We start from the raw sequence: 20,753 nt of genomic DNA on the forward strand, positions 1-20,753 counted from the left end.
ATATTAAGGTTTGGTCACAATAATATAATAAACCTTTTGGAAAATACGCTGTATTGTTTGTATTTTAGCGAATAATTAACGAATATAAATTAGTTTGAACAAGTTCATTGAATATTCTGACATTTCAATTCCATAAGGTACAATTAAAAGTTGATCTCTCGTATTTCGACCTCTCCTCTTTGGGTTTATTTCAATTCCATAAGGTACAATTAAAAGTGTATGAATTCTGATAACCTTTGCCCACTGCAAATGTATTTCAATTCCATAAGGTACAATTAAAAGTACGCCAAGGAGTGCGATAACCGGAATTGACGCAAATATTTCAATTCCATAAGGTACAATTAAAAGACCCTCACGCGGTTCCTCACCGCCGAACTCACTCTATTTCAATTCCATAAGGTACAATTAAAAGTGACTGTCCTCTTTCTTTTACCACGGTGACAGTGTGATTTCAATTCCATAAGGTACAATTAAAAGCATACTCAGAACACCACAAGACCTTAAGAGCTGAAATTTCAATTCCATAAGGTACAATTAAAAGTCGTAGGGGTTAAATATTACCTTTGCTTATTGCGCATTTCAATTCCATAAGGTACAATTAAAAGCATCGACACACAGAGATAACTTCATGAGACTCGAATTTCAATTCCATAAGGTACAATTAAAAGGTATTTCTCACTCAAAGACAAATGAGCAGCTTCTTCATTTCAATTCCATAAGGTACAATTAAAAGTTTTGTAAAGATTGTATCAAAAACAAACAGGATAATATTTCAATTCCATAAGGTACAATTAAAAGTCTTAAATCTTATTCAATTCCTTCTAATGCTGCTTGTATTTCAATTCCATAAGGTACAATTAAAAGAAGCCTTCATCTGATTGTAGTCTGTGCCAAGTTTTTTATTTCAATTCCATAAGGTACAATTAAAAGCGATAGCCGCTGCAATATGTTCATCATCATGCGCATTTCAATTCCATAAGGTACAATTAAAAGCTGTAGAAAGATGTTTGATACTAAGTTGACTATTGAATTTCAATTCCATAAGGTACAATTAAAAGTCGATTTTCAACACAACTGCTTCTGATTCTGCTGCTTATTTCAATTCCATAAGGTACAATTAAAAGTCAAAACCTATGTCACTTAGAAAGAAGCGACGTCGATTTCAATTCCATAAGGTACAATTAAAAGTTACTCAAGAACAAGCAGAGCAACTTAAGCGTCTTGCTAATTTCAATTCCATAAGGTACAATTAAAAGTTCTTATGACTATCTGCCTATAGATGACCCTTCTTTATTTCAATTCCATAAGGTACAATTAAAAGACTTGTATGACATGTAACGAGGACGGAAACCGAAATTTCAATTCCATAAGGTACAATTAAAAGTTTTTGTAAAGATTGCATTAAGAATAAACAAGATAATATTTCAATTCCATAAGGTACAATTAAAAGCGGTATCGATAAGCGTAATACTTATTGCAGCATAAATTTCAATTCCATAAGGTACAATTAAAAGGGTTCAAATCTGACTGTGTCTGATTAACTGCGACAATTTCAATTCCATAAGGTACAATTAAAAGATCACAAAGTATGTATCTCGTGACAAATTAATTTAATTTCAATTCCATAAGGTACAATTAAAAGTGGCACAGGTCCAGGTAAAAAGGTTTTTGTTTGTGGTATTTCAATTCCATAAGGTACAATTAAAAGTTCTGTATCCATAAAATCCAACATGAATGAAGCTATTTCAATTCCATAAGGTACAATTAAAAGCTTCAATCTCCGATTTCTTAAAGTAGATTGTACCGCCCATATTTCAATTCCATAAGGTACAATTAAAAGTGTCATAACTTGTATTTTCTTTGTTTTTTATTCGCTTGTTATTTCAATTCCATAAGGTACAATTAAAAGCCTTCTGAGTTAGAAACTGTTTCTACTATTAAGGGTATTTCAATTCCATAAGGTACAATTAAAAGTTTCTGCTGACTCTTGTGCTGCTTCAATTCATATTGATTTCAATTCCATAAGGTACAATTAAAAGATCTCCTGATGTTGATGAGAATATTCGTGCTATTTTATTTCAATTCCATAAGGTACAATTAAAAGGAGGTTCCGGCTAACAAATAAACAGGAGGCAAAGATATTTCAATTCCATAAGGTACAATTAAAAGAACGATGCTATATGCTTTTCGCTCCGTTGTGAATATTTCAATTCCATAAGGTACAATTAAAAGAATCGGGATGGAGCAGCTTGCAAACGCTTGAATTATTTCAATTCCATAAGGTACAATTAAAAGTTTCACCTTGAGACACACCGAAATACTTCAGCAACATTTCAATTCCATAAGGTACAATTAAAAGTCAATTTGTACATCACACCGAAGGTGCCGAATATATTTCAATTCCATAAGGTACAATTAAAAGGCATTATGATAAATAGGATATAGCTAATAATTGCTTAAATTTCAATTCCATAAGGTACAATTAAAAGTGTCCCCCCTCCCTCTCCTCTGTGCGTGTGTGATATTTCAATTCCATAAGGTACAATTAAAAGTTGTAATAGGAGACCAGCGAGGCAATCACTTCCTTTATTTCAATTCCATAAGGTACAATTAAAAGCTTGACATTGCCGTAAAGACAAAGCGCCAGCATGATATTTCAATTCCATAAGGTACAATTAAAAGCATTGAAGCTGATGATACAGCAGGGGCGGCACAGATTTCAATTCCATAAGGTACAATTAAAAGGACCCTATCTATATTACCGTCCCTTGTGGAAAGTGATTTCAATTCCATAAGGTACAATTAAAAGAGCTTGCCAATATCCTCACGGGTGCGCAGCACACATTTCAATTCCATAAGGTACAATTAAAAGATTGACAACCATGCCTGCCAACTCATTATAATCCTATTTCAATTCCATAAGGTACAATTAAAAGCCGGAAATTGATGAAAATAATCAACGACCCTGTCCAATTTCAATTCCATAAGGTACAATTAAAAGTCGAGTGTTCATAACTCCAGGATTCATCTTCGGCTCTAAATTTCAATTCCATAAGGTACAATTAAAAGCATCAAATTTGCTTCCTGTTGCAGCATTTGACGCAATTTCAATTCCATAAGGTACAATTAAAAGGTTTGTCAAGAACCCTGTCAATCCGGACCTCGAACTGATTTCAATTCCATAAGGTACAATTAAAAGTTGCTGTATAGATAGTTGTTATTCCAAATGTCAGATTTCAATTCCATAAGGTACAATTAAAAGTGTTGGAGAAATATCACAAAAAGGCTCTTATCCTATTTCAATTCCATAAGGTACAATTAAAAGCTGCCATTGCCACAAGTGCTTCAGAAAATTCTTGAATAATTTCAATTCCATAAGGTACAATTAAAAGCCGTTATCTTCCTCATGTTTGAAGTGACATTCACCATATTTCAATTCCATAAGGTACAATTAAAAGCTGACAATCGGTGTGGAAAGTGGTGACAGCGAAACATATTTCAATTCCATAAGGTACAATTAAAAGCGTAAACACATTTGCCAAGATAGAAGAAGGTAAGCCATTTCAATTCCATAAGGTACAATTAAAAGGCAAATCCAAACCAAAGGCTAAAATAGAAAAGCAATTTCAATTCCATAAGGTACAATTAAAAGGCACACAGAAACAGTCACATGAAGAAATAGAGACTCCAATTTCAATTCCATAAGGTACAATTAAAAGGCGGCGCATACTCCATGCCCTTGAAGTTTGTCTTCAGACATTTCAATTCCATAAGGTACAATTAAAAGCGTCGCATGCTTACTGACCGTATAAAGACAATGTAATTTCAATTCCATAAGGTACAATTAAAAGCCGTCAATAACAAAATTGGATATACTAATATATCAATACGTTATGACGGTGCAAAGGTACATTTTTTTATTGAAAAAATGTCGATATATAATAAGAAAAATACGCCGCGCCATCGACAATCTTCTTAATTCATTGTAAATCAGCAAGTCAAGGAGCACATTAACAAGAAATATCATAAAAACAAGCATATAGCCAACGACATCGACAATTTCGATTTACAGAAAATTGTCCAACTGGCTTCGCTCTTTCCCGATTATCATCTTATCCATTTCGTGTTGATAATAACTTTTGAACATTATTATACTGTCAGATTCCTTATCCATAAATTTCTCAGCCAGCATAAGCATCTCTTTCAACCGCACTTCTGATATTTCACCCTCAAAGACCGAATTCTGAATCCAATTAAGGTATCGGCGGCAAAGTTTCAACATCTTGCCGACCCGCTTCTCGCCAAAATCATACACTAATATAACGTACATCACCAATACATTTTAAAAGGTTTATACTCTTCCATTCCCAATAAATGTTTTGCCAGCTTGTAACATTCCAATTTTACGAGATGCTTGTAACTGACCTTACGTCCAAGCGACTTATGTTGAATTGTCTCTGTCAACCTGTCCTCCAATGCTCGCACAAAAATCTTCTTTCCCGCATTATTAAGCAGGCAACGCCCTATTTTATTGTCAAAATGATTTGCCTGTATCTCTCTTTTGTTTAGCACCTTAAAGATTGTGCGGTCAACAATTATCGGCTTGAATATCTCCGAGATGTCCAGGCACAAAGAATAACGGCGCTCGCCTGGAGTATGCAGAAAACTTAGCGTAGGATTGAGTTGTGTCTGACTTATTGCCCGCAGGCATATAGTATAACACATCATGTTGCCAAACGAAATAAGGGCGTTGACCTCATTTTGAGGAGGTCGCTTCGTTCGTGTACCCATCTCAAAATCATTAATTATAAGGTTGAAAGCCTGATAGTACGCTTGTCTGATATTTCCTTCTATACCCATCAGTTCCTCTACGCTCTCTGTGAGCGGGATATTTTCTGACAACTTTTTTATTGCCAGCATCAGTTCCTCCAAATCCTTTCCACGCCTATTATAATAAGCAAGGTTCTTCAACATGTTGGCAGCAGCCCCTTCAATGAACTTTCTTGCCACTATAATCCTCTTTGATTTGGAGCGATAATGTTCCGTTTGTGCAAGGAGCATTCTGCCCGACAGCAATCCATCACGAGGCATGAATGAGCCTGTATAGTTTTCATAATAGTCGAAGAAATGTACGCAAATGTCCTTTTGTCCAAGAAAATTAAACAACGAGCTGTTTGCGCGCAGACTTCCAAAGACATAAAATTCGCTGATGTCCTCAACAGGCAGATAACGGGCTTGGCTAGCTGGTGCAAGCGCCCCATCCTCAGACACAGGCGTGAATTTCAGCGTATTGTCCTTGCGTTCAAGCTCTCCAGGATTAAACAGATAGAAAGTCTTCTTCATACATCCTCACATTCATTGGTAAAACAAAATTCATAATAACTGCACGACTTGCACAATCCCTTTTTCCTGAGTGCAGGGCACTCCTCTTGCCCAATAATTCCCGCAATCTCAACCTTCATCCTGCCAATCTCATCACGGTCTTCATCAGTCAGCTCCACTCGCTGAGTGCGCCTAAGCGTTGGATATTCCAATATACCACCAATACCATCCACACCACATTGCTCAAACACATACATATAATATTTCAACTGCCACTCATGCGCCCTCTCCACTTTATTGGATTTCTTTATCTCATGAATGACTTTGTTCTTTGCGTCATAGAAATCCACCTTGATTCCACCTATCTCCATTTCCTCATATTTCGCCGACCGCTGAGGATAGCTCCGCTCATGTATGAGTTTTCCCTCATATACAGCATCAGACGTATGCTCAAAGTTTATCCCATTGGCAAACAGCCACAGCTTTCTATGGCATACCTGATAATAATTGAAATGTGTACCTGTTATTTCCATAGAATTTATGAAGTGCCATCCAAAGTGCCATTTTGGCACTTTGGACGACAGATTATCTGATAACCACTAAAATAATGAAGGTTCTGCATTTACGGAAGGCAATACCTGATTCTCAAAATCAAAGGCATTCATCATTTCAATGAGTTTGTTTTTTGCATCATCAAGTGCTGTCGCTGATTCTGTTTCGGTCACCATATATCCTGCACAAGGAAGAGTTACAAACAAGTCTGCTCCTGCATTGTCATCAACTATCGGTTTTGCCTTTGGCTTCTCGCCATCATCTATTAGTTTGGCACGAATAGCCGCTGCAAGATTGTTTGCATTATCGCTGATTGCCACAGCCAAAGTCTCCATCAAACTGAATGTACGTGCCTGGTTAGATGTGATGCGCCAGTTGAGCAAAGCATCTGCCAACGCAGGAATCAAATGCTCCCTTTCTGCTTTTGGCATAACGAGGCAAGGACCGAATATATTCTCGCTTTCTATCCAACCTTTAGAAATCAATTCTGCAGCCGTTTCTTTTCTTAGCTCAGGCTCAAATTGATTCAGTGATACGCAGAACAAAGTGCGAAGGTCAATAGCTATATCATAAACAAAAAGTCCAGTAGCTCGCTTATTATCAGCAATCCATTTACGATACAGACTGCGGTCCGTACCCTCCAAGAACCCTTCTATCTGCTCGTCAGTCAAAGGGTTTCCTTTTTCATCGCGAACAACAACTTTATGCACATTAGGTTTGTCTGAACGGTCGAAAGTGGCATTCTCCCTTGGTGATGAAGCCAGCAAAGGGTGAATCGGACGCATTGCTGATATAGACAATGGACTACGACGTTTAAGGGTCTTTTCTTTGCCGCCCTTCACTGAGCGCATCCATCCACCAAACAGTTGATCACTATAGGTCGGATTACATTCAGACAACACCTCCCCTTCTCCCATAGCTTTGCCTTTAATATCAAACACAAAAGTAACCGGCGAAGGCTGTTCGCCAAGATTATCAGCAATAGCATTCATTATCGAACGTTTTACTTGCTGACCGCTCGAGAATGGAACAAATTGATTAAAGACCCGTAAACCCTGCTCACATTGCCAACATGGTACTCTCGAGAATGGAACAAATTGATTAAAGACTGGGTCAAAATAAGTTTTTTGCCCATCTGAAACACAAAATACGCTATAGTCAACGTGACGTAGAGCGCGAAGATAAATAAAAGGTTTGTTCATTTCTATATTTTTATTTAATTGTTGCATACTGGAAACGGATAAGTGTAAGGAAATAAGGCACATTGTCTGTAGGCATTTCATTAACAAGCTTCGCTGTCTCAATTATTGCCACTTTGTCATCAACAAAAGCCACCACTTCCGATAGATTCTCAATAAATATACGTTTATTTGTTGAAGACAACACTTCGTTGGTAAGATTTACACGGTCCCTACGTCCTTTTTCTCCAGACTCAGAGAAAGCCTTCAGGGCAGACGCAAATGTCTGGGCTTTATCCCATAATTCTTGATTGTTAAGCATAGCTAAAATCCAAATTATATATGTATGAAAATTTATTTGTTTTTTCTCTATTTCCTTATTCTTTGGTACAATGCCTTTCTTGACATATTCGGCAAGTCCTTTAGGTTCTAACGCTTTTATGCCAATTGCACCCAACTGGCAACTTTTCTTCAATCCCTCGGCTGTTCCAAACAGTTCTTCAGCTTGACGATATTCTTCATATCCAAACAACTGACGATACAACTCAGCTGTGTGACGAATATGATTCAACGAGAAAGGAATGAAACCAATTGTTGTATTCGTCTTACCAAATTTGTAAACATACCCAAGCATCCTTGATTGTCCATATTTCCTTGCTATCCCAGACAAGATTTTTGTCCAAGAATTCAGCTCGACCGACATTTCCTCTCCCTTTGGTGTAAAAGGATTAAAATTATCCATAGGATTCCGTGGGTTATAGCTTCGTCCGTATCGATGAGCAAGCCACACCCCATTCCATGACGAGATTTGGTTGCCTTTCATCTGCTCGCTTCTTGTCAACACAGAACGATATACTTCCCACCCTTCAAATATATCCAAAAGTATATTCTTGTTATTGAAGAGGATGGTCATTCCTCCAGCTACACCCAAAGCAAGACTGGCACCAATCCATGACAAATAAATATCTGCCACATCCTTTTCCAATGGAATGCCTGTCACCTGCCCAGATGTTGTTGCATATTCCTTTTCTTCGGACGCAGCGTATCCTAACGCCACACTTGCATCCGCCGCTCCGCTTTCAACCTTTGCGATGAATTCCTCCAACTTATCGTTACGCTCTATGTCCGTAAGCGTTTCCACCTTTTGCCCTGCTTTCATTTGGACAAAAGGAGAGTTTTGCGCCCACATCATATACTTGTTATGATTAAAGAACAGCGGCCAATACTTCTCTACAAAGAAGCTCTTTGCATCATATTGAGTACCGTACTTCTCGTTATAGGCTTCAAGAAATATCTTTCCAAATGTTGATGTTACCATATTCTTTTCAAATTATTTCAAAACTGTTGTAATTAACCGGTGAAATATTATCCATCAGCAGTCCCATATCCTCAGTGTAAGCCATATTGGGAACAACAAATGGATGTTGCCGTTTGTCTATTCGCTCAAGATTACGGTGAGCTATGGAGTGATAGCTACATGGAATTTCGCAAAGCGATGCTTCCTTGTGCGTGCCATGCTTATAGGTTTCAACGTCTGACTCTGTCACACAAGTTGCCGATTGAATGTCAAGCAAACCAAGGAAGGCTGCCTTGTCACGGTGGCAAAGTTTCGACAAAGTCCATCTTCCATCAATGAATATTGTCCCAGAATAGTCTATATCCATAAAATGCGTATCAGGGTAAACAGTGTCAATCATTTGCTGTACTTCTGTTTCTCGCATGACTTCACCATCTGGCAAGACTTCATAACTATGTTTCAATACATCTTCATCGTATGGCAAAGCATCTTTGTCTGCCAACGGGGCAAGAACATAGACAGGCTTGTATCGCCCTATTGTCTCCTTTGTTCTTTTCCTATTGATTCGTCCAAAGCGCTGAATCATGGCATCAATCGGAGCACATTCTGTTATCATAAGGTCAAAACTTATGTCAAGGCTCACTTCCACAACTTGGGTTGATACAACAATGCAAGCCTCTGCAATCGTATTGAATTCCTCTTTCAACCTTGTTTCCAACTCATTTCTGTCACCACGTTTGAAGCGGCTGTGAAGAAGCATTCCCTTTACCATTGGATAACGTTCTTTCAATTCACAATACAGATTCTGCGAACGCTGAACCTGATTGCACACAATGAGTATCTTTTGATTTTCTCTTATTGCTTCATCTATGATGCTTGTACAGGAAGCGAAACTCTCCACCTTATTGATTATATGGCGATTGAAAGTTCCCAAAGTATCATCAGGTAATGACACTTCATACACATTTTTATCTCCACCAAGCAGATTCTTTATTCTGTTATACAGAAGCGTCGGCATTGTAGCAGTCCCAACATGTATACGGCATCCTATATTTGCAAGCACTTCTATTATCTTCAATACAATTGCCTGGGTTGCTCCCGAATAAGTGTGAATCTCATCCAGAATAACATCTTGTCCTTTCAGATCAAGAATCATCGCTTCATAGCCTTTAATGCCAAAAGCAATGGATGCCATCTGATGTGGTGTCAAGACTTTAATGGATGCACCAATATGACGCTGCAAAATGCTTTCCTCCAAGTTTCCATCTTCCACTTTAAGTGTCGATGCCGAATGAAGCAGATAGATTTGTGCATCGGTACCGGAAAGGTCTTTTCTAAAACGCTCATACATTGCATTTATAGACGCTTGGAACGGCAATGTATAAAAGAGCCGTCCTCTGCAACGACGAACCAAGAAGTCTGTCTTTCCTGCACCTGTGGGTGCTGTTACTATTGTATGCGGACGCCTGTCCTTTGTATCAATCGACGAAAGCGGGTACAATTCACTCTGCCGCTCATAGAATTTCAAATCAGGATTGATAAACAGCTTGTCTATATTTGCACCCACCTTTTCATTCAATGCCGAAGCGTAATGGTCGGCAGCCATGAGCAAACCTCGCCATGCCGAATAACAGCATCTGCGGATTGCATTACAACAATAGTCTAACGCATAGTCATAATTCTCTTTTGCTTCTTCTAAGGAAACAGGATGTATGGTCATTCCCATTTCCTCCAACAATCCAGTGACTATACTGCTCCACTTGTCGAAATCCTTTGAATGAATAGCAAAACAGTCATCGGTATCATCCATGTCTATTATTCCAAGTTCAAGCCCATCCTTATAAGCCGATTTATGGTGTGCTGCAATCATTTCTATCACAGCATCACGCTTTGATTCTTCTACCAAAGAAATAAAGAAAAGCGACGCTATTTCGTGGCGGAACACTTCTCCAGGCCGTCTTGTATAGCCTTTCTGCAAAGTCTTCTGGAAATGCGGGCTTGCCTTACCAACATCATGTAGCAATGCTCCCAAACGAGCCGTTTCCACATCCAAATGCAAATATTGTGCAATTCTCACCGCAACTTCTGCAACATCCTTTAAATGAGAAGATAATGTTTGTCCACATTGCTCTTCACTTTTGGCTAATATGTAGTCATATTTACCCATTATAGTTTCAATATCGATTCACCATTGATTTCTAACGTTCCATACATTGGCTTGTTTTCGTCAAAACGATTGTATCCTACAAGAAATGATTCTTCTGACATATTAAAGCGCAATTCAAATCCTGGAATTTCATTGAAAGCGTCTTCTTCCATGACGGCAGATACATGCGGCAGCAAGACATCTTCATTTCGGCATAGGCAAATGTGTTGCTTGGCAGCAACAGCCGCATCTTCTTCATTCCAGAATGCCAGATAAAGAATTGGATTTATCATCACGCCCCTATTCAGCACACTGCGCTCTCTCATTGCACTCTTTTTTGAAATCTTCCAACCTTTGGCTTGTGTAACCTCCTGCTGCACGCTCATAGAAGCATACGAAAGTTTATGCCTTGCAATCTTTTCTATAATACCTGGCTTTGGCAGCATCTCAGGAAAAAGTTTCTTCTCTATTCCCTCTATAATCGATGGAGTGAGAAACTGCTGGCTGTATGTCTCGCTATCTCTAACAGCAGTCCAAGGCTTGATAAAGCCAAAAGGACCTGTATATTTCACTACATGATACATAACATTACCCTATATTCAATAAATTGCACCAAAACCTATACCTGTGGAATTGCCAATGCCTACATTCCAAGCGAATTGCTTGCTTTGCGGCGTTCCCTTTATCACAACAGGGCACATGCTTGCCTTATTCTTTATACCTTTATAAGTCATAAGTTTTATGCGCCTGCCACGATAAGACATATCGAACTCAACACTAAGGCCTTCGTCTTCCGGCAATCCTGCCACCCTCATCTTCGTCCGTAATGTCTCTGTCATCAACTCAGAAGAATGTTCGTCACCATATGTATAATGCTTATACCTGCCATCACCCTCCTTATGATGGATAAACACCGGACTTGCCAAATAGAACAGCTCTTTATTTGCCAAATCGGGATCTGGCACTATGGAAACATCACAAACAGTCATGCCACAGAACATATCAGGATTTTCCATTATTGACCTGACAATATCCCTTATTACATCTTCATCATAGAAACTGATGAAAAGTTTGGCACCATTAGGAAACGTAAGTCCTTTGCCTTGCATCTTGCCGTTTTGCAGCCAAGAGAAAGAATATAGAGATACAGAACCATGGTGCACATTGTGCGCCCCAATCCATTTATGGATTGTTCCCACAAGTTTTTGCTGATAGTCAAAACTGACAAATTCCGTATTCGGAGTCGTTTCTATTATTATTCTCATAAATATTAGTTTATATAACTTTTCAATAATACTACAAGACCGTTATCACCAATTCTGATTTCTCAAATCCTTCGATACCCATAGATGCCGCCCTGCACTTCATCATTGTCTGCAACTGTGGACGGTCATTGATAGGATATCCGCCCCACCCTTCTTCCATGCGGTTCTTGTTTATATGTTCATCATACATGTAGTCATAATATCTGCGGTTGATTATGCCAAGGTCATAGAGGCGGTGGACAATGGATGCCACGGACACACCATAGCGGTTCTTGACGCTTATAAGCTCTTCCATGGTGAGGGCCTTGCGGTAATCTCCGAATTCTTTGATAACGGCATCCGGAGCAAGCAGGAACGCCGCAGCGAACCGATGGCACAACTTCTCTACGTTTTCTGCTTCCGGAGAGATATTCATAAGCAAGTGCCCTAACTCGTGAGCCACGGTGAAGCGGTAACGCTCAGCAGTCTGCGTACTTTCCAAGGCTATGAATGGGCGATTGTTACTTGCAACTCTTCCACATAGACCGAAGAAATCTTTCAACCCGCCATCCATTTCAAGCATGATAATCCCGGCATTCTCCACAACATCACACAAGAAGGGTATCGCGAAAGTACCGAGCGTCCATGCTTTGCGCAGCTCTGCCGCAGCTTTTTCCGCATCATCCTTATCATGAACAATGATGGAGGATATTGGATTGGAAAAACAAGATATAATGCATAGGTTGTTTTCCAAACGCAAATATTCCGCAAGTGCTGCCTTTATCCTTGCTTCCAGCATACGCCGTTCCTTTGGTCCAATCCTGCCATCATCACGGAGTTGCACATCCTTGATGTCGGAGGTCTCCTGGTCAAAATACCCCTTTGGGAGGAGAAGTGCCTCTGACAGTTTCTGCAAATATTCGCGTGAAGGCTCAAACGCCCCACGCTCATAGTTAGATATAGTCTGCTTTGACACATAGTTAGACATCTTTTTGACAAGAGCATCCATTGACAACCCTCGCATCAGTCGTGCATTTTTTTGCAATAATCCGATATCAGTCATAATCACAAGTTAGGTTTACTTTACAAAAGTATAAAAATAAAATTATTTGTCAAAATAAAACATATCAAAATAACATTAATTAACTGCAATCTCCTAAACAAGAAGCAAACATTATCACATAGCAGAATTGACATTGCTGTTGTATAAGTTCGTCAAACAATATACCAACAAAAATAAAATATGACACTTGACCGAGTAAAAGGTAATACATAGCATAGTTAAAAGTGACACTTTGATTGGCAAAAAGTGACCTTTGGTCCTGTGGCAAGATACAATCTCTCTTCTTATTGATTTACAAGACATTGGCAGATTAATAATATAAAAGCCTAAAACCTTCTCATAAAAAAAACACACACACGAGACACAAGATTTCCTGAAGCAGGAACGCAAAACAATCTGTCAATGTGAGGATGTCACAAAAAAAGACGGATACGCCTTGAATGGCATATCCGTCTTTTTTATATTTGCTATTAGATACTTAACTACACCTTGATTTCAACCTCAACACCTGAAGGGAGCTCAAGCTTCATCAGAGCGTCAACAGTCTTGGCTGTTGAGCTGTAGATGTCGATGAGACGCTTGTAGTCTGAGAGCTGGAACTGCTCACGTGACTTCTTGTTAACGAAGGTTGAACGGTTGACGGTGAAGATGCGCTTGTGAGTTGGGAGTGGAATAGGACCGCTGACAACTGCACCTGTAGCCTTAACAGCCTTCACAATCTTCTCTGCTGACTTGTCTACGAGCATGTGGTCGTAGCTCTTCAGCTTGATACGAATTTTCTGACTCATTAGTTCTTGTTTTTTGTTTGTTATGAGATATATGTTGTGAAAGAGGGATTCCGTAAAGAGTCATTTGCTCACGGAGTCCCTTTTCACTATTTATCTGTTGCTTAGTGCGTGACCTGATTAAACGAGGTCAGCACGACCGTTGCACTCTTCGAGGATAGCCTTAGCGATAGAGCTTGACACTGCCTCGTGGTGATCGTACTCCATAGAAGATGTAGCACGACCAGAAGTGATGGTACGGAGGGCTGTAACGTAGCCGAACATCTCTGCCAGTGGCACCATAGCCTTCACAATGCGTGCACCGCTGCGAGCCTCTTCCATGCCCTGTACCATACCACGGCGCTTGTTAAGGTCACCGATGACGTCACCCATGTTCTCTTCCGGAGTAACAACCTCTACCTTCATGATAGGCTCCATGAGGCAAGGACCAGCCTTAGGGCATGCGTTCTTGAAGGCGTTGCGTGCTGCAAGCTCGAATGACAACTGGTCAGAGTCAACCGGGTGGAAGCTACCGTCGATGAGAGTAACCTTGAGTCCTGTGACAGGGAATCCACCGAGTACACCTGCCTTCAGGCAGTCCTCGAAGCCCTTCTGTACAGAAGGAATGAATTCCTTAGGCACGTTACCACCCTTAACCTCGTTGATGAACTGAAGGTCGCCCTCCTTGTAGTCCTCGTCCTTAGGACCGACGTTAACGATGATGTCAGCGAACTTACCACGACCACCGGACTGCTTCTTGTAGACCTCACGGAGGTTAACCTCGCGTGTGATAGCCTCCTTGTAGTTAACCTGTGGCTTGCCCTGGTTACACTCTACCTTGAATTCGCGCTTCAGACGGTCGATGATGATGTCGAGATGAAGCTCACCCATACCTGAGATGACAGTCTGACCTGACTGCTCGTCAGTGCGCACTGTGAATGTTGGATCCTCCTCAGCGAGCTTGGCAAGACCGTTGTCAAGCTTAGCGATGTCAGCCTGTGACTTAGGCTCAACGGCGATAGAGATAACGGTGTCAGGGAATGTCATTGACTCGAGCACGATTGGGTGTGCCTCGTCACAGAGTGTATCACCTGTGCGGATATCCTTGAAGCCTACGCCGGAACCGATATCACCGGCAGCAATCTCCTCTACAGGGTTCTGCTTGTTGGAGTGCATCTGGAAGAGGCGGCTTACGCGCTCTTTCTTTCCTGAGCGTGGGTTGTAAACGTATGAACCCGCAGCAACAGTACCTGAGTAGACACGGAAGAATACAAGACGTCCGACGTACGGGTCTGTAGCAATCTTGAATGCAAGAGCTGATGTCGGCTCTGCCTCAGACGGCTTACGCTCTTCCTCTTCCTCTGTGTCAGGGTTTGTACCCACGATTGTATCAATATCAACCGGAGAAGGGAGAAGTGCACATACGTAGTCAAGCATTGTCTGCACGCCCTTGTTCTTGAACGAAGATCCACAGAGCATTGGAACGCACTGAAGAGCAAGAGTACCCTTACGGATAGCGGCGATAATCTCTTCCTCTGTGATTGTGGAAGGATCCTCGAAGTATTTCTCCATGAGAGACTCATCGAACTCAGCGGCAGACTCAAGGAGCTTGTCGCGCCATTCGTTGCACTCGTCAACCATGTCAGCAGGGATTTCCTCTACGTCATAGTCAGCACCCATTGTCTCGTCATGCCAGAAGATAGCCTTCATCTTTACGAGGTCAACCAGACCCTTGAAATTCTCTTCTGCACCGATTGGGCAGCAGAGGCTTACAGGGTTGGCGCCAAGGACTTCCTTCATCTGCTTAACCACATCATAGTAGTTAGCGCCGGAACGGTCCATCTTGTTGACATATCCGATACGAGGCACATTGTACTTGTCAGCCTGGCGCCATACAGTCTCAGACTGTGGCTCCACGCCGCCTACCGCACAATATGTAGCGACAGCACCGTCAAGGACACGGAGTGAACGCTCCACCTCTGCAGTAAAGTCAACGTGTCCCGGAGTGTCGATAAGGTTAATCTTATACTGTTTGTTCAGGTAGTTCCAAAAACATGTTGTGGCAGCAGAAGTAATAGTGATACCACGCTCCTGCTCCTGAGCCATCCAGTCCATTGTTGCGCTACCGTCGTGAGTCTCACCGATTTTGTGAGTCTTACCTGTGTAGAAGAGGATACGCTCTGATGTTGTTGTCTTACCGGCATCGATGTGAGCCATGATGCCGATGTTGCGGGTAAAATGCAAATCGTGTTTTGCCATTTTTCTTTTTCCTCCTTAAATATTAGAAACGGAAATGAGCGAATGCACGGTTAGCCTCAGCCATACGGTGCATGTCTTCCTTACGCTTGAATGCGCCACCCTGATTGTTGTATGCGTCCATGATTTCGGCAGCAAGCTTGTCTGCCATACCCTTGCCACCACGCTTGCGTGCGAAGAGAATCATGTTCTTCATCGATACAGACTCGCGACGGTCAGGACGGATTTCTGTTGGAACCTGGAATGTGGCACCACCGATACGGCGGCTCTTAACCTCAACGTGAGGAGTAACGTTGTCGAGAGCCTGCTTCCAAATCTCGAGAGCTGACTTCTCTTCGTTCTGCATCTTCTCACCGACAGTCTTGAGGGCGTTGTAGAAAATCTCGTAAGAGAGGTTCTTCTTGCCGTCATACATGAGGTGGTTCACGAACTTTGACACTTTCTGGTCATTGTACACCGGATCCGGAAGGATCACGCGCTTCTTTGGTTTTGCTTTTCTCATTGCTTTGTTTGTCAATTCATCTTGCTTGGGGCTGTCTTTTTCTTGTTCTTCAACGTCCGCTCCTGGACATTTACTCAACCTTCATTTTTATAGTCTCCAGCAAAACTTTCAATTTGTTTTCTTCTTTTCGAGTTTGTCTTGTGCTATATCTGTAATCCGATTACTTCTTAGCCTTAGGACGCTTTGCTCCGTACTTTGAACGGCGCTGTGTACGGTTTGCCACACCTGCGGTATCGAGTGTGCCACGCACGATGTGATAACGCACACCCGGAAGGTCTTTCACACGACCGCCGCGTACAAGCACGATAGAGTGCTCCTGGAGGTTGTGTCCCTCTCCCGGGATGTAGGAGTTGACCTCCTTCTGGTTTGTCAAACGAACACGGGCAACCTTACGCATTGCCGAATTAGGCTTCTTAGGTGTTGTTGTGTAGACACGCACACAAACGCCACGGCGCTGTGGGCACGCCTCCAGAGCCGGAGACTTGCTCTTGTCTACGAGCACCTTTCTGCCTTTTCTAACTAATTGCTGAATTGTAGGCATAATTTTTTGTTTTTGATTTTATATATTATTGTATTTACTTATATGCATAGGTATACACGACTCCCATAAAGCCGATTCAGGGTGCAAAGTTACACAATTTCCCTAAAATAACATAATTAAATAGGCATTTATCGCAACAAGAGTGTTTGTTTTTAAGATAATATAACTTTTATATGTATCATTTAGCAAAAACAAGATGATATAAACACACATCTGCACCTGGCCGAATCCGGAGACCTGGTCATTTACAACGACATGCAGCCGCATCAATGCTGCACCATGCTCTCAAAATCCCTAACGAAATCAACATTATGTCCGATATCTATCTTCCGAACCTTACCGTCAGGGCTGACAACAACCTTTGTAGGATAGCCGCTGACCCCATAGAGGTCTGTGGCATTGCCGTTCTTCGGATTATACAGCTGCACCCATGGCAACTGATGCTTCTCCACCCCACGACGCCATGCATCTTCCGACTCACGGCAGTCTATGCCTATGATTTCCAGTTTGTCACGACCATATTTCCCATAAAGTTCTTTGAGGTCCGGGAAGCCTTTGATACACCAAGGACACCAGCTTCCCCAGAAGTCCAATATCACCCATTTCCCACGATAATCGCTAAGACTCCTCATCTTTCCGTCAAGGCCGGCAAGAGTGAAATCCGGAGCAAGGGCACCTTCAAGAGAAGCCTGACGTTCGTCCCTTGCCATTTGCTCCTCAGCTTGTGAAACAGCTTTCGTCACCAACGGATATATGACACATTCCTTGGCTGTACCTTCAAGCGTCGTGGCAAGCTTCACCAGTGTCTTCTCCTCACCTAACCTCAGAAGCGCATAGACTGCCCCCGGAGCGGACGCATTCTCCGTGATGTATTGCGACAAGTAATTCTCCTGTGCCTCTTGTTTCTCCTTAGCTCCAGCTTTATTACCATTACGATACGCTTCCCTCGCCTCCGACTGGAACTGGCTGAGGCGGTTCTTGATGACAGCCATCTGCTCTACCAAAGTGCTGCCGGAAGCCTTATAAGTTTCTGGATTGGAAACGTCTATCACAAGGTTTTCGCCAGGAGCGGCATAAAACCTTTCCAGCAACTCTTTATCCGTACCTATGCTGTAGCATGCAGGGACATCCATCATAGGAGACACCCTCAGAGTGTTGTTCTCCACTGTCAATGTATCCATCTTTCTTATGACGTCACGCCGCGATTTGGAGCTGGCTATTGACGAAATATCCTCCGCCATCACGAGAATTTTCTGCCCTTCATATTTTGAAGGCAGCATAATGACAAAATCAGCATTTGCCGTCATTGCAAACAGCAGGAAGACAAGTGTCTGGAAAAACTTTTTCATATTTATTTTTTTATTATTTTAACGTGAGTTCTGAAAAGCAACTCTCTAATAATTTAGCAATTAGCGAAATTCCCGGCAACTTTGCAATATACACGAAACAATGAAACTAAAAAATTCCGCTATGATTACCGAAGGCAAAATTACTAAAAATCATTGACATGACAAAGGCTTTCGCGCTAAATCTCAGTATGAAAGCCTTATTGTTTATATCTCAAAGCTCTTTACAGAGGCAGAACATGTGTGTGTGAAAGGATTCTGCCTTTAAATGCGCAACGGTTCGAAAACGGAGACCTCCCTTTAGTGAATCTACTTGCCAAATATTGCTCATATTTAAGGATAAACTGAGCGACTAAAGATATTCATAATTCTCAAGAGCAACAGTTGAAAATTAGTTTATGATTGTATCCGTTTTTATACAAACCCGCAGTTACCTAAAATGGCTTGCAGTATCGCTAACTACCAAATGCGGTTTCTCAATGTTTAGAATGTCATAGCTCAACATTTCAAGAAAGCGATGTCTTGCCTGTTGGATTGCATAAAGTATTTGGTGAAATGGATTGGTTGGTCATACATATCTCCTACCAATGTCGGCGGTGCGGTCGCATTGCAAGTAACAGAGCAAGTTGTCACAACAAAAAAATGCAGCTCCTTGTATTTCCTTTGAAGATGCAGGCTACTTAATGGATGTGAACGAACACACTCTGAATACATTGTCTCCAATTGCAACCAAGCCGTCAGGTAATGCTACTTCTTTCAAGTCCTCGCATGTGTAGAAAGCCCAGTCCGATACGTCTTTGATTTGCGCATCTTTCACATTTATCTGCTTTAACGCTGTATTCATGAAACAGTTCACTCCTATTTCTGTCAAGCCTGCAGATAATTGGCTTTGTCCTTTTTCGGGTAAAGAACATTAATGGTAATCTAAATTTGTTTCTGATTATATATTACCTCCACTATTCCATTGTATTTCTTTGTTTCAACCAATGCCAAATCAATCTTTTGGGTAGAAGCGCCAAATAACCTAACCCCTCCACCCAAAATAACCGGAATGATGGCCAGATGATAGGTGTTTATCATATTTTTATCAATAAGCTGCTCGGCGACTTTTGCACCTCCACAAACCCAGATGTCTTTACCTGATTCCTGTCTCAACTCTTCTACAAGTTGACAAATATCCATATTTTTTAAACGGATGTGTTTTGTGTCGTCAGCTTTGGTCTGATGAGTCAGGACATAGGTCGTTGCTCCCTCATAAGGCCACTGGCTGGGTGAAAGTTCGGTCACAATCTGGCTGTAGGTCTTTCTTCCCATAATGACCGTATCCACACTATTGAAGAATCGTGTAAAGGTATCTTCCACCTCTACATTTTCATCTTGTCCACCTATCCAGTCAACGGAACCTTTGTCATCAGCAATATAGCCATCCAGACTGACGGCAATATAAAGTATCACTTTTCTCATAGCCTGCATCATCACTGTTAAAGTGGCAATATCATTTCAAACTGCCTGCTTGCCAATGGAATGTTCTTGCTTTCGAGAAAAACAGACATGGTCGTATTGTTGGGGCTGATGTTCAGCACTTTGATGAAGTCTGTTTTCATACGCGCAGTGACCTCTTGCAATAATCGGGAAGCTACTCTTTTTCTTCGGCATTCTCTTAGAACGGCTATTTGAGTCAAATCACCTGTATGAATGTCAAACACACAATATCCAACCATCTTCCCGTCCAAGAAAGCCCCAAGACACCTCAGCTCGGCTATCCCTCTTTCAATGGATTCAAAGCTGTTTTGCCACGAAGGACTAAAGTCGCAATAGTGCTGTGCTTCTCTGATGGCATCTGCATTGACCTGTTCAATGCTGCAGTCCGTGTTTACTTTTCGATTGTCAATGTGGTCAATCGTTTGTCTGAAACAATCAAATTCCCGTGTTACCTCAAAATCCATTCGGCGATAAACGCCGATTGCCTTTTGGTTGTTTTGCATGACTTCCAACAGATATTGACTGATACCAGCTTCTTTAAGAAAAGGAATTGAATAGGTGAAAATCTTTCCGGCGATGCGTTGTCCCCGACATTCTTTTACTGTTCCAGTCCCGGTGTCATAGGCGGTGGGAATACCGTTGAATGTTCCTGTTCCGTTCAAAGTAAATGCCACAATTTCGTTATTGACGAAAGCTGCAAAAGAGAGTTTGGGATTATATCCACGCCGTATGAGCATGGAGCGCACCTCTTCTTTCTCAAAGTGTATCTCGTAATCGGCAAATGCTTTTTCAAAGCCGTGAAAAAGCGTGTCAAAATCGGTATGTTCCAGGTTTCTTATTTCCATTTTGGCCTGATTTTAAAGTTTAATCTGCTATCATCCTTGTGGTATCCCCAAAGATGATAGCAGGTTCCTATATATCGAAAAAACTGAACTTTTCATAACACAAGGCATAGCAAATTTTCTTTCTCGCTAAAATTCAATAATTAATAGTTCAGCTTGATGGGTAACGATATTATAAACCAGCGAAATTCTGTGTTTCACCTTATTTTGCAATAATT

17 protein-coding genes and 1 CRISPR repeat array are annotated in these 20,753 nt (G+C 41.3%); all 17 genes read right to left on the reverse strand.

What is annotated here, in order from left to right:
* The first annotated feature begins 121 nt into the window (after positions 1–121).
* Positions 122–3,851: a CRISPR direct-repeat array (repeat unit 29 nt; unit sequence ATTTCAATTCCATAAGGTACAATTAAAAG).
* A gap of 215 nt (positions 3,852–4,066) precedes the next feature.
* Positions 4,067–4,330, reverse strand: coding sequence for a CRISPR-associated endonuclease Cas2 (gene cas2, locus E5358_RS10935; RefSeq protein WP_135940226.1), 264 nt, complete (start codon positions 4,328–4,330; stop codon positions 4,067–4,069).
* The gene (cas1b, locus tag E5358_RS10940; protein WP_135940227.1) at positions 4,330–5,343 is read right to left on the reverse strand and encodes a type I-B CRISPR-associated endonuclease Cas1b; all 1,014 of its coding nucleotides are present in this window, start codon (positions 5,341–5,343) and stop codon (positions 4,330–4,332) included. Before cas1b ends, cas2 begins: the two co-directional genes overlap by 1 nt.
* A complete protein-coding gene (gene cas4, locus E5358_RS10945) occupies positions 5,340–5,855 on the reverse strand; it encodes a CRISPR-associated protein Cas4 (protein ID WP_135940228.1) in 516 nt (171 codons plus the stop codon). Before cas4 ends, cas1b begins: the two co-directional genes overlap by 4 nt.
* A 66-nt stretch (positions 5,856–5,921) precedes the next feature.
* Positions 5,922–7,103 carry a CRISPR-associated protein Cas7 gene (locus tag E5358_RS10950; RefSeq protein WP_277821269.1) on the reverse strand — a complete coding sequence of 394 codons (1,182 nt, stop codon included), beginning with the start codon at positions 7,101–7,103 and terminating at the stop codon, positions 5,922–5,924.
* Positions 7,087–8,370 (reverse strand): hypothetical protein, encoded by a 1,284-nt coding sequence (locus E5358_RS10955; protein ID WP_135940229.1) that lies wholly within the window; start codon positions 8,368–8,370, stop codon positions 7,087–7,089. The genes E5358_RS10950 and E5358_RS10955 overlap by 17 nt, the downstream gene beginning before the upstream one ends.
* Before the next feature lie 7 nt (positions 8,371–8,377).
* Positions 8,378–10,516 (reverse strand): CRISPR-associated helicase Cas3', encoded by a 2,139-nt coding sequence (cas3, locus tag E5358_RS10960; RefSeq protein ID WP_135940230.1) that lies wholly within the window; start codon positions 10,514–10,516, stop codon positions 8,378–8,380.
* The gene (locus E5358_RS10965) at positions 10,516–11,079 is read right to left on the reverse strand and encodes a hypothetical protein (RefSeq protein ID WP_135940231.1); all 564 of its coding nucleotides are present in this window, start codon (positions 11,077–11,079) and stop codon (positions 10,516–10,518) included. The genes cas3 and E5358_RS10965 overlap by 1 nt, the downstream gene beginning before the upstream one ends.
* A gap of 15 nt (positions 11,080–11,094) precedes the next feature.
* Positions 11,095–11,760 (reverse strand): CRISPR-associated endoribonuclease Cas6, encoded by a 666-nt coding sequence (cas6, locus tag E5358_RS10970; RefSeq protein ID WP_135940232.1) that lies wholly within the window; start codon positions 11,758–11,760, stop codon positions 11,095–11,097.
* A gap of 31 nt (positions 11,761–11,791) precedes the next feature.
* Positions 11,792–12,802, reverse strand: coding sequence for an XRE family transcriptional regulator (locus E5358_RS10975; RefSeq protein WP_135940233.1), 1,011 nt, complete (start codon positions 12,800–12,802; stop codon positions 11,792–11,794).
* A 482-nt stretch (positions 12,803–13,284) separates the two neighbouring features.
* Complete coding sequence (gene rpsJ / locus E5358_RS10980; RefSeq protein WP_135940234.1) at positions 13,285–13,590, reverse strand: 30S ribosomal protein S10; 306 nt, start codon at positions 13,588–13,590, stop codon at positions 13,285–13,287.
* Between the two features lie 117 nt (positions 13,591–13,707).
* A complete protein-coding gene (gene fusA / locus E5358_RS10985; RefSeq protein ID WP_135940235.1) occupies positions 13,708–15,825 on the reverse strand; it encodes an elongation factor G in 2,118 nt (705 codons plus the stop codon).
* Between the two features lie 22 nt (positions 15,826–15,847).
* Positions 15,848–16,324, reverse strand: a complete 477-nt coding sequence (gene rpsG / locus E5358_RS10990; RefSeq protein ID WP_135940236.1) for a 30S ribosomal protein S7 — start codon at positions 16,322–16,324, stop codon at positions 15,848–15,850.
* Between the two features lie 160 nt (positions 16,325–16,484).
* On the reverse strand, positions 16,485–16,865 hold the full coding sequence (rpsL, locus tag E5358_RS10995; RefSeq protein WP_135940237.1) for a 30S ribosomal protein S12: 381 nt from the start codon (positions 16,863–16,865) through the stop codon (positions 16,485–16,487).
* 266 nt (positions 16,866–17,131) lie between these two features.
* Complete coding sequence (locus E5358_RS11000; protein ID WP_135940238.1) at positions 17,132–18,214, reverse strand: peroxiredoxin family protein; 1,083 nt, start codon at positions 18,212–18,214, stop codon at positions 17,132–17,134.
* A 673-nt stretch (positions 18,215–18,887) separates the two neighbouring features.
* Positions 18,888–19,082 (reverse strand): leucine-rich repeat protein, encoded by a 195-nt coding sequence (locus tag E5358_RS15590; RefSeq protein WP_422121077.1) that lies wholly within the window; start codon positions 19,080–19,082, stop codon positions 18,888–18,890.
* 53 nt (positions 19,083–19,135) lie between these two features.
* Positions 19,136–19,675, reverse strand: coding sequence for a dihydrofolate reductase family protein (locus tag E5358_RS11020; RefSeq protein ID WP_135940240.1), 540 nt, complete (start codon positions 19,673–19,675; stop codon positions 19,136–19,138).
* A gap of 17 nt (positions 19,676–19,692) precedes the next feature.
* Entirely contained in the window at positions 19,693–20,538 is an 846-nt protein-coding gene (locus E5358_RS11025; protein WP_135940241.1) for a GNAT family N-acetyltransferase, read from the reverse strand.
* Between the last annotated feature and the right edge of the window lie 215 nt (positions 20,539–20,753).

Origin of the sequence: Palleniella muris, from assembly GCF_004792655.1 — a bacterium.
GTDB lineage: Bacteria > Bacteroidota > Bacteroidia > Bacteroidales > Bacteroidaceae > Prevotella > Prevotella muris_A.

What these genes read in the sequence shown, in the direction of transcription:
- cas2 (WP_135940226.1), bottom strand. Translation starts at nt 4,330, where the DNA reads ATGTACGTTATATTAGTGTATGATTTTGGCGAGAAGCGGGTCGGCAAG.
- cas1b (WP_135940227.1), bottom strand. Translation starts at nt 5,343, where the DNA reads ATGAAGAAGACTTTCTATCTGTTTAATCCTGGAGAGCTTGAACGCAAG.
- cas4 (WP_135940228.1), bottom strand. Translation starts at nt 5,855, where the DNA reads ATGGAAATAACAGGTACACATTTCAATTATTATCAGGTATGCCATAGA.
- E5358_RS10950 (WP_277821269.1), bottom strand. Translation starts at nt 7,103, where the DNA reads ATGCAACAATTAAATAAAAATATAGAAATGAACAAACCTTTTATTTAT.
- E5358_RS10955 (WP_135940229.1), bottom strand. Translation starts at nt 8,370, where the DNA reads ATGGTAACATCAACATTTGGAAAGATATTTCTTGAAGCCTATAACGAG.
- cas3 (WP_135940230.1), bottom strand. Translation starts at nt 10,516, where the DNA reads ATGGGTAAATATGACTACATATTAGCCAAAAGTGAAGAGCAATGTGGA.
- E5358_RS10965 (WP_135940231.1), bottom strand. Translation starts at nt 11,079, where the DNA reads ATGTATCATGTAGTGAAATATACAGGTCCTTTTGGCTTTATCAAGCCT.
- cas6 (WP_135940232.1), bottom strand. Translation starts at nt 11,760, where the DNA reads ATGAGAATAATAATAGAAACGACTCCGAATACGGAATTTGTCAGTTTT.
- E5358_RS10975 (WP_135940233.1), bottom strand. Translation starts at nt 12,802, where the DNA reads ATGACTGATATCGGATTATTGCAAAAAAATGCACGACTGATGCGAGGG.
- rpsJ (WP_135940234.1), bottom strand. Translation starts at nt 13,590, where the DNA reads ATGAGTCAGAAAATTCGTATCAAGCTGAAGAGCTACGACCACATGCTC.
- fusA (WP_135940235.1), bottom strand. Translation starts at nt 15,825, where the DNA reads ATGGCAAAACACGATTTGCATTTTACCCGCAACATCGGCATCATGGCT.
- rpsG (WP_135940236.1), bottom strand. Translation starts at nt 16,324, where the DNA reads ATGAGAAAAGCAAAACCAAAGAAGCGCGTGATCCTTCCGGATCCGGTG.
- rpsL (WP_135940237.1), bottom strand. Translation starts at nt 16,865, where the DNA reads ATGCCTACAATTCAGCAATTAGTTAGAAAAGGCAGAAAGGTGCTCGTA.
- E5358_RS11000 (WP_135940238.1), bottom strand. Translation starts at nt 18,214, where the DNA reads ATGAAAAAGTTTTTCCAGACACTTGTCTTCCTGCTGTTTGCAATGACG.
- E5358_RS11020 (WP_135940240.1), bottom strand. Translation starts at nt 19,675, where the DNA reads ATGAGAAAAGTGATACTTTATATTGCCGTCAGTCTGGATGGCTATATT.
- E5358_RS11025 (WP_135940241.1), bottom strand. Translation starts at nt 20,538, where the DNA reads ATGGAAATAAGAAACCTGGAACATACCGATTTTGACACGCTTTTTCAC.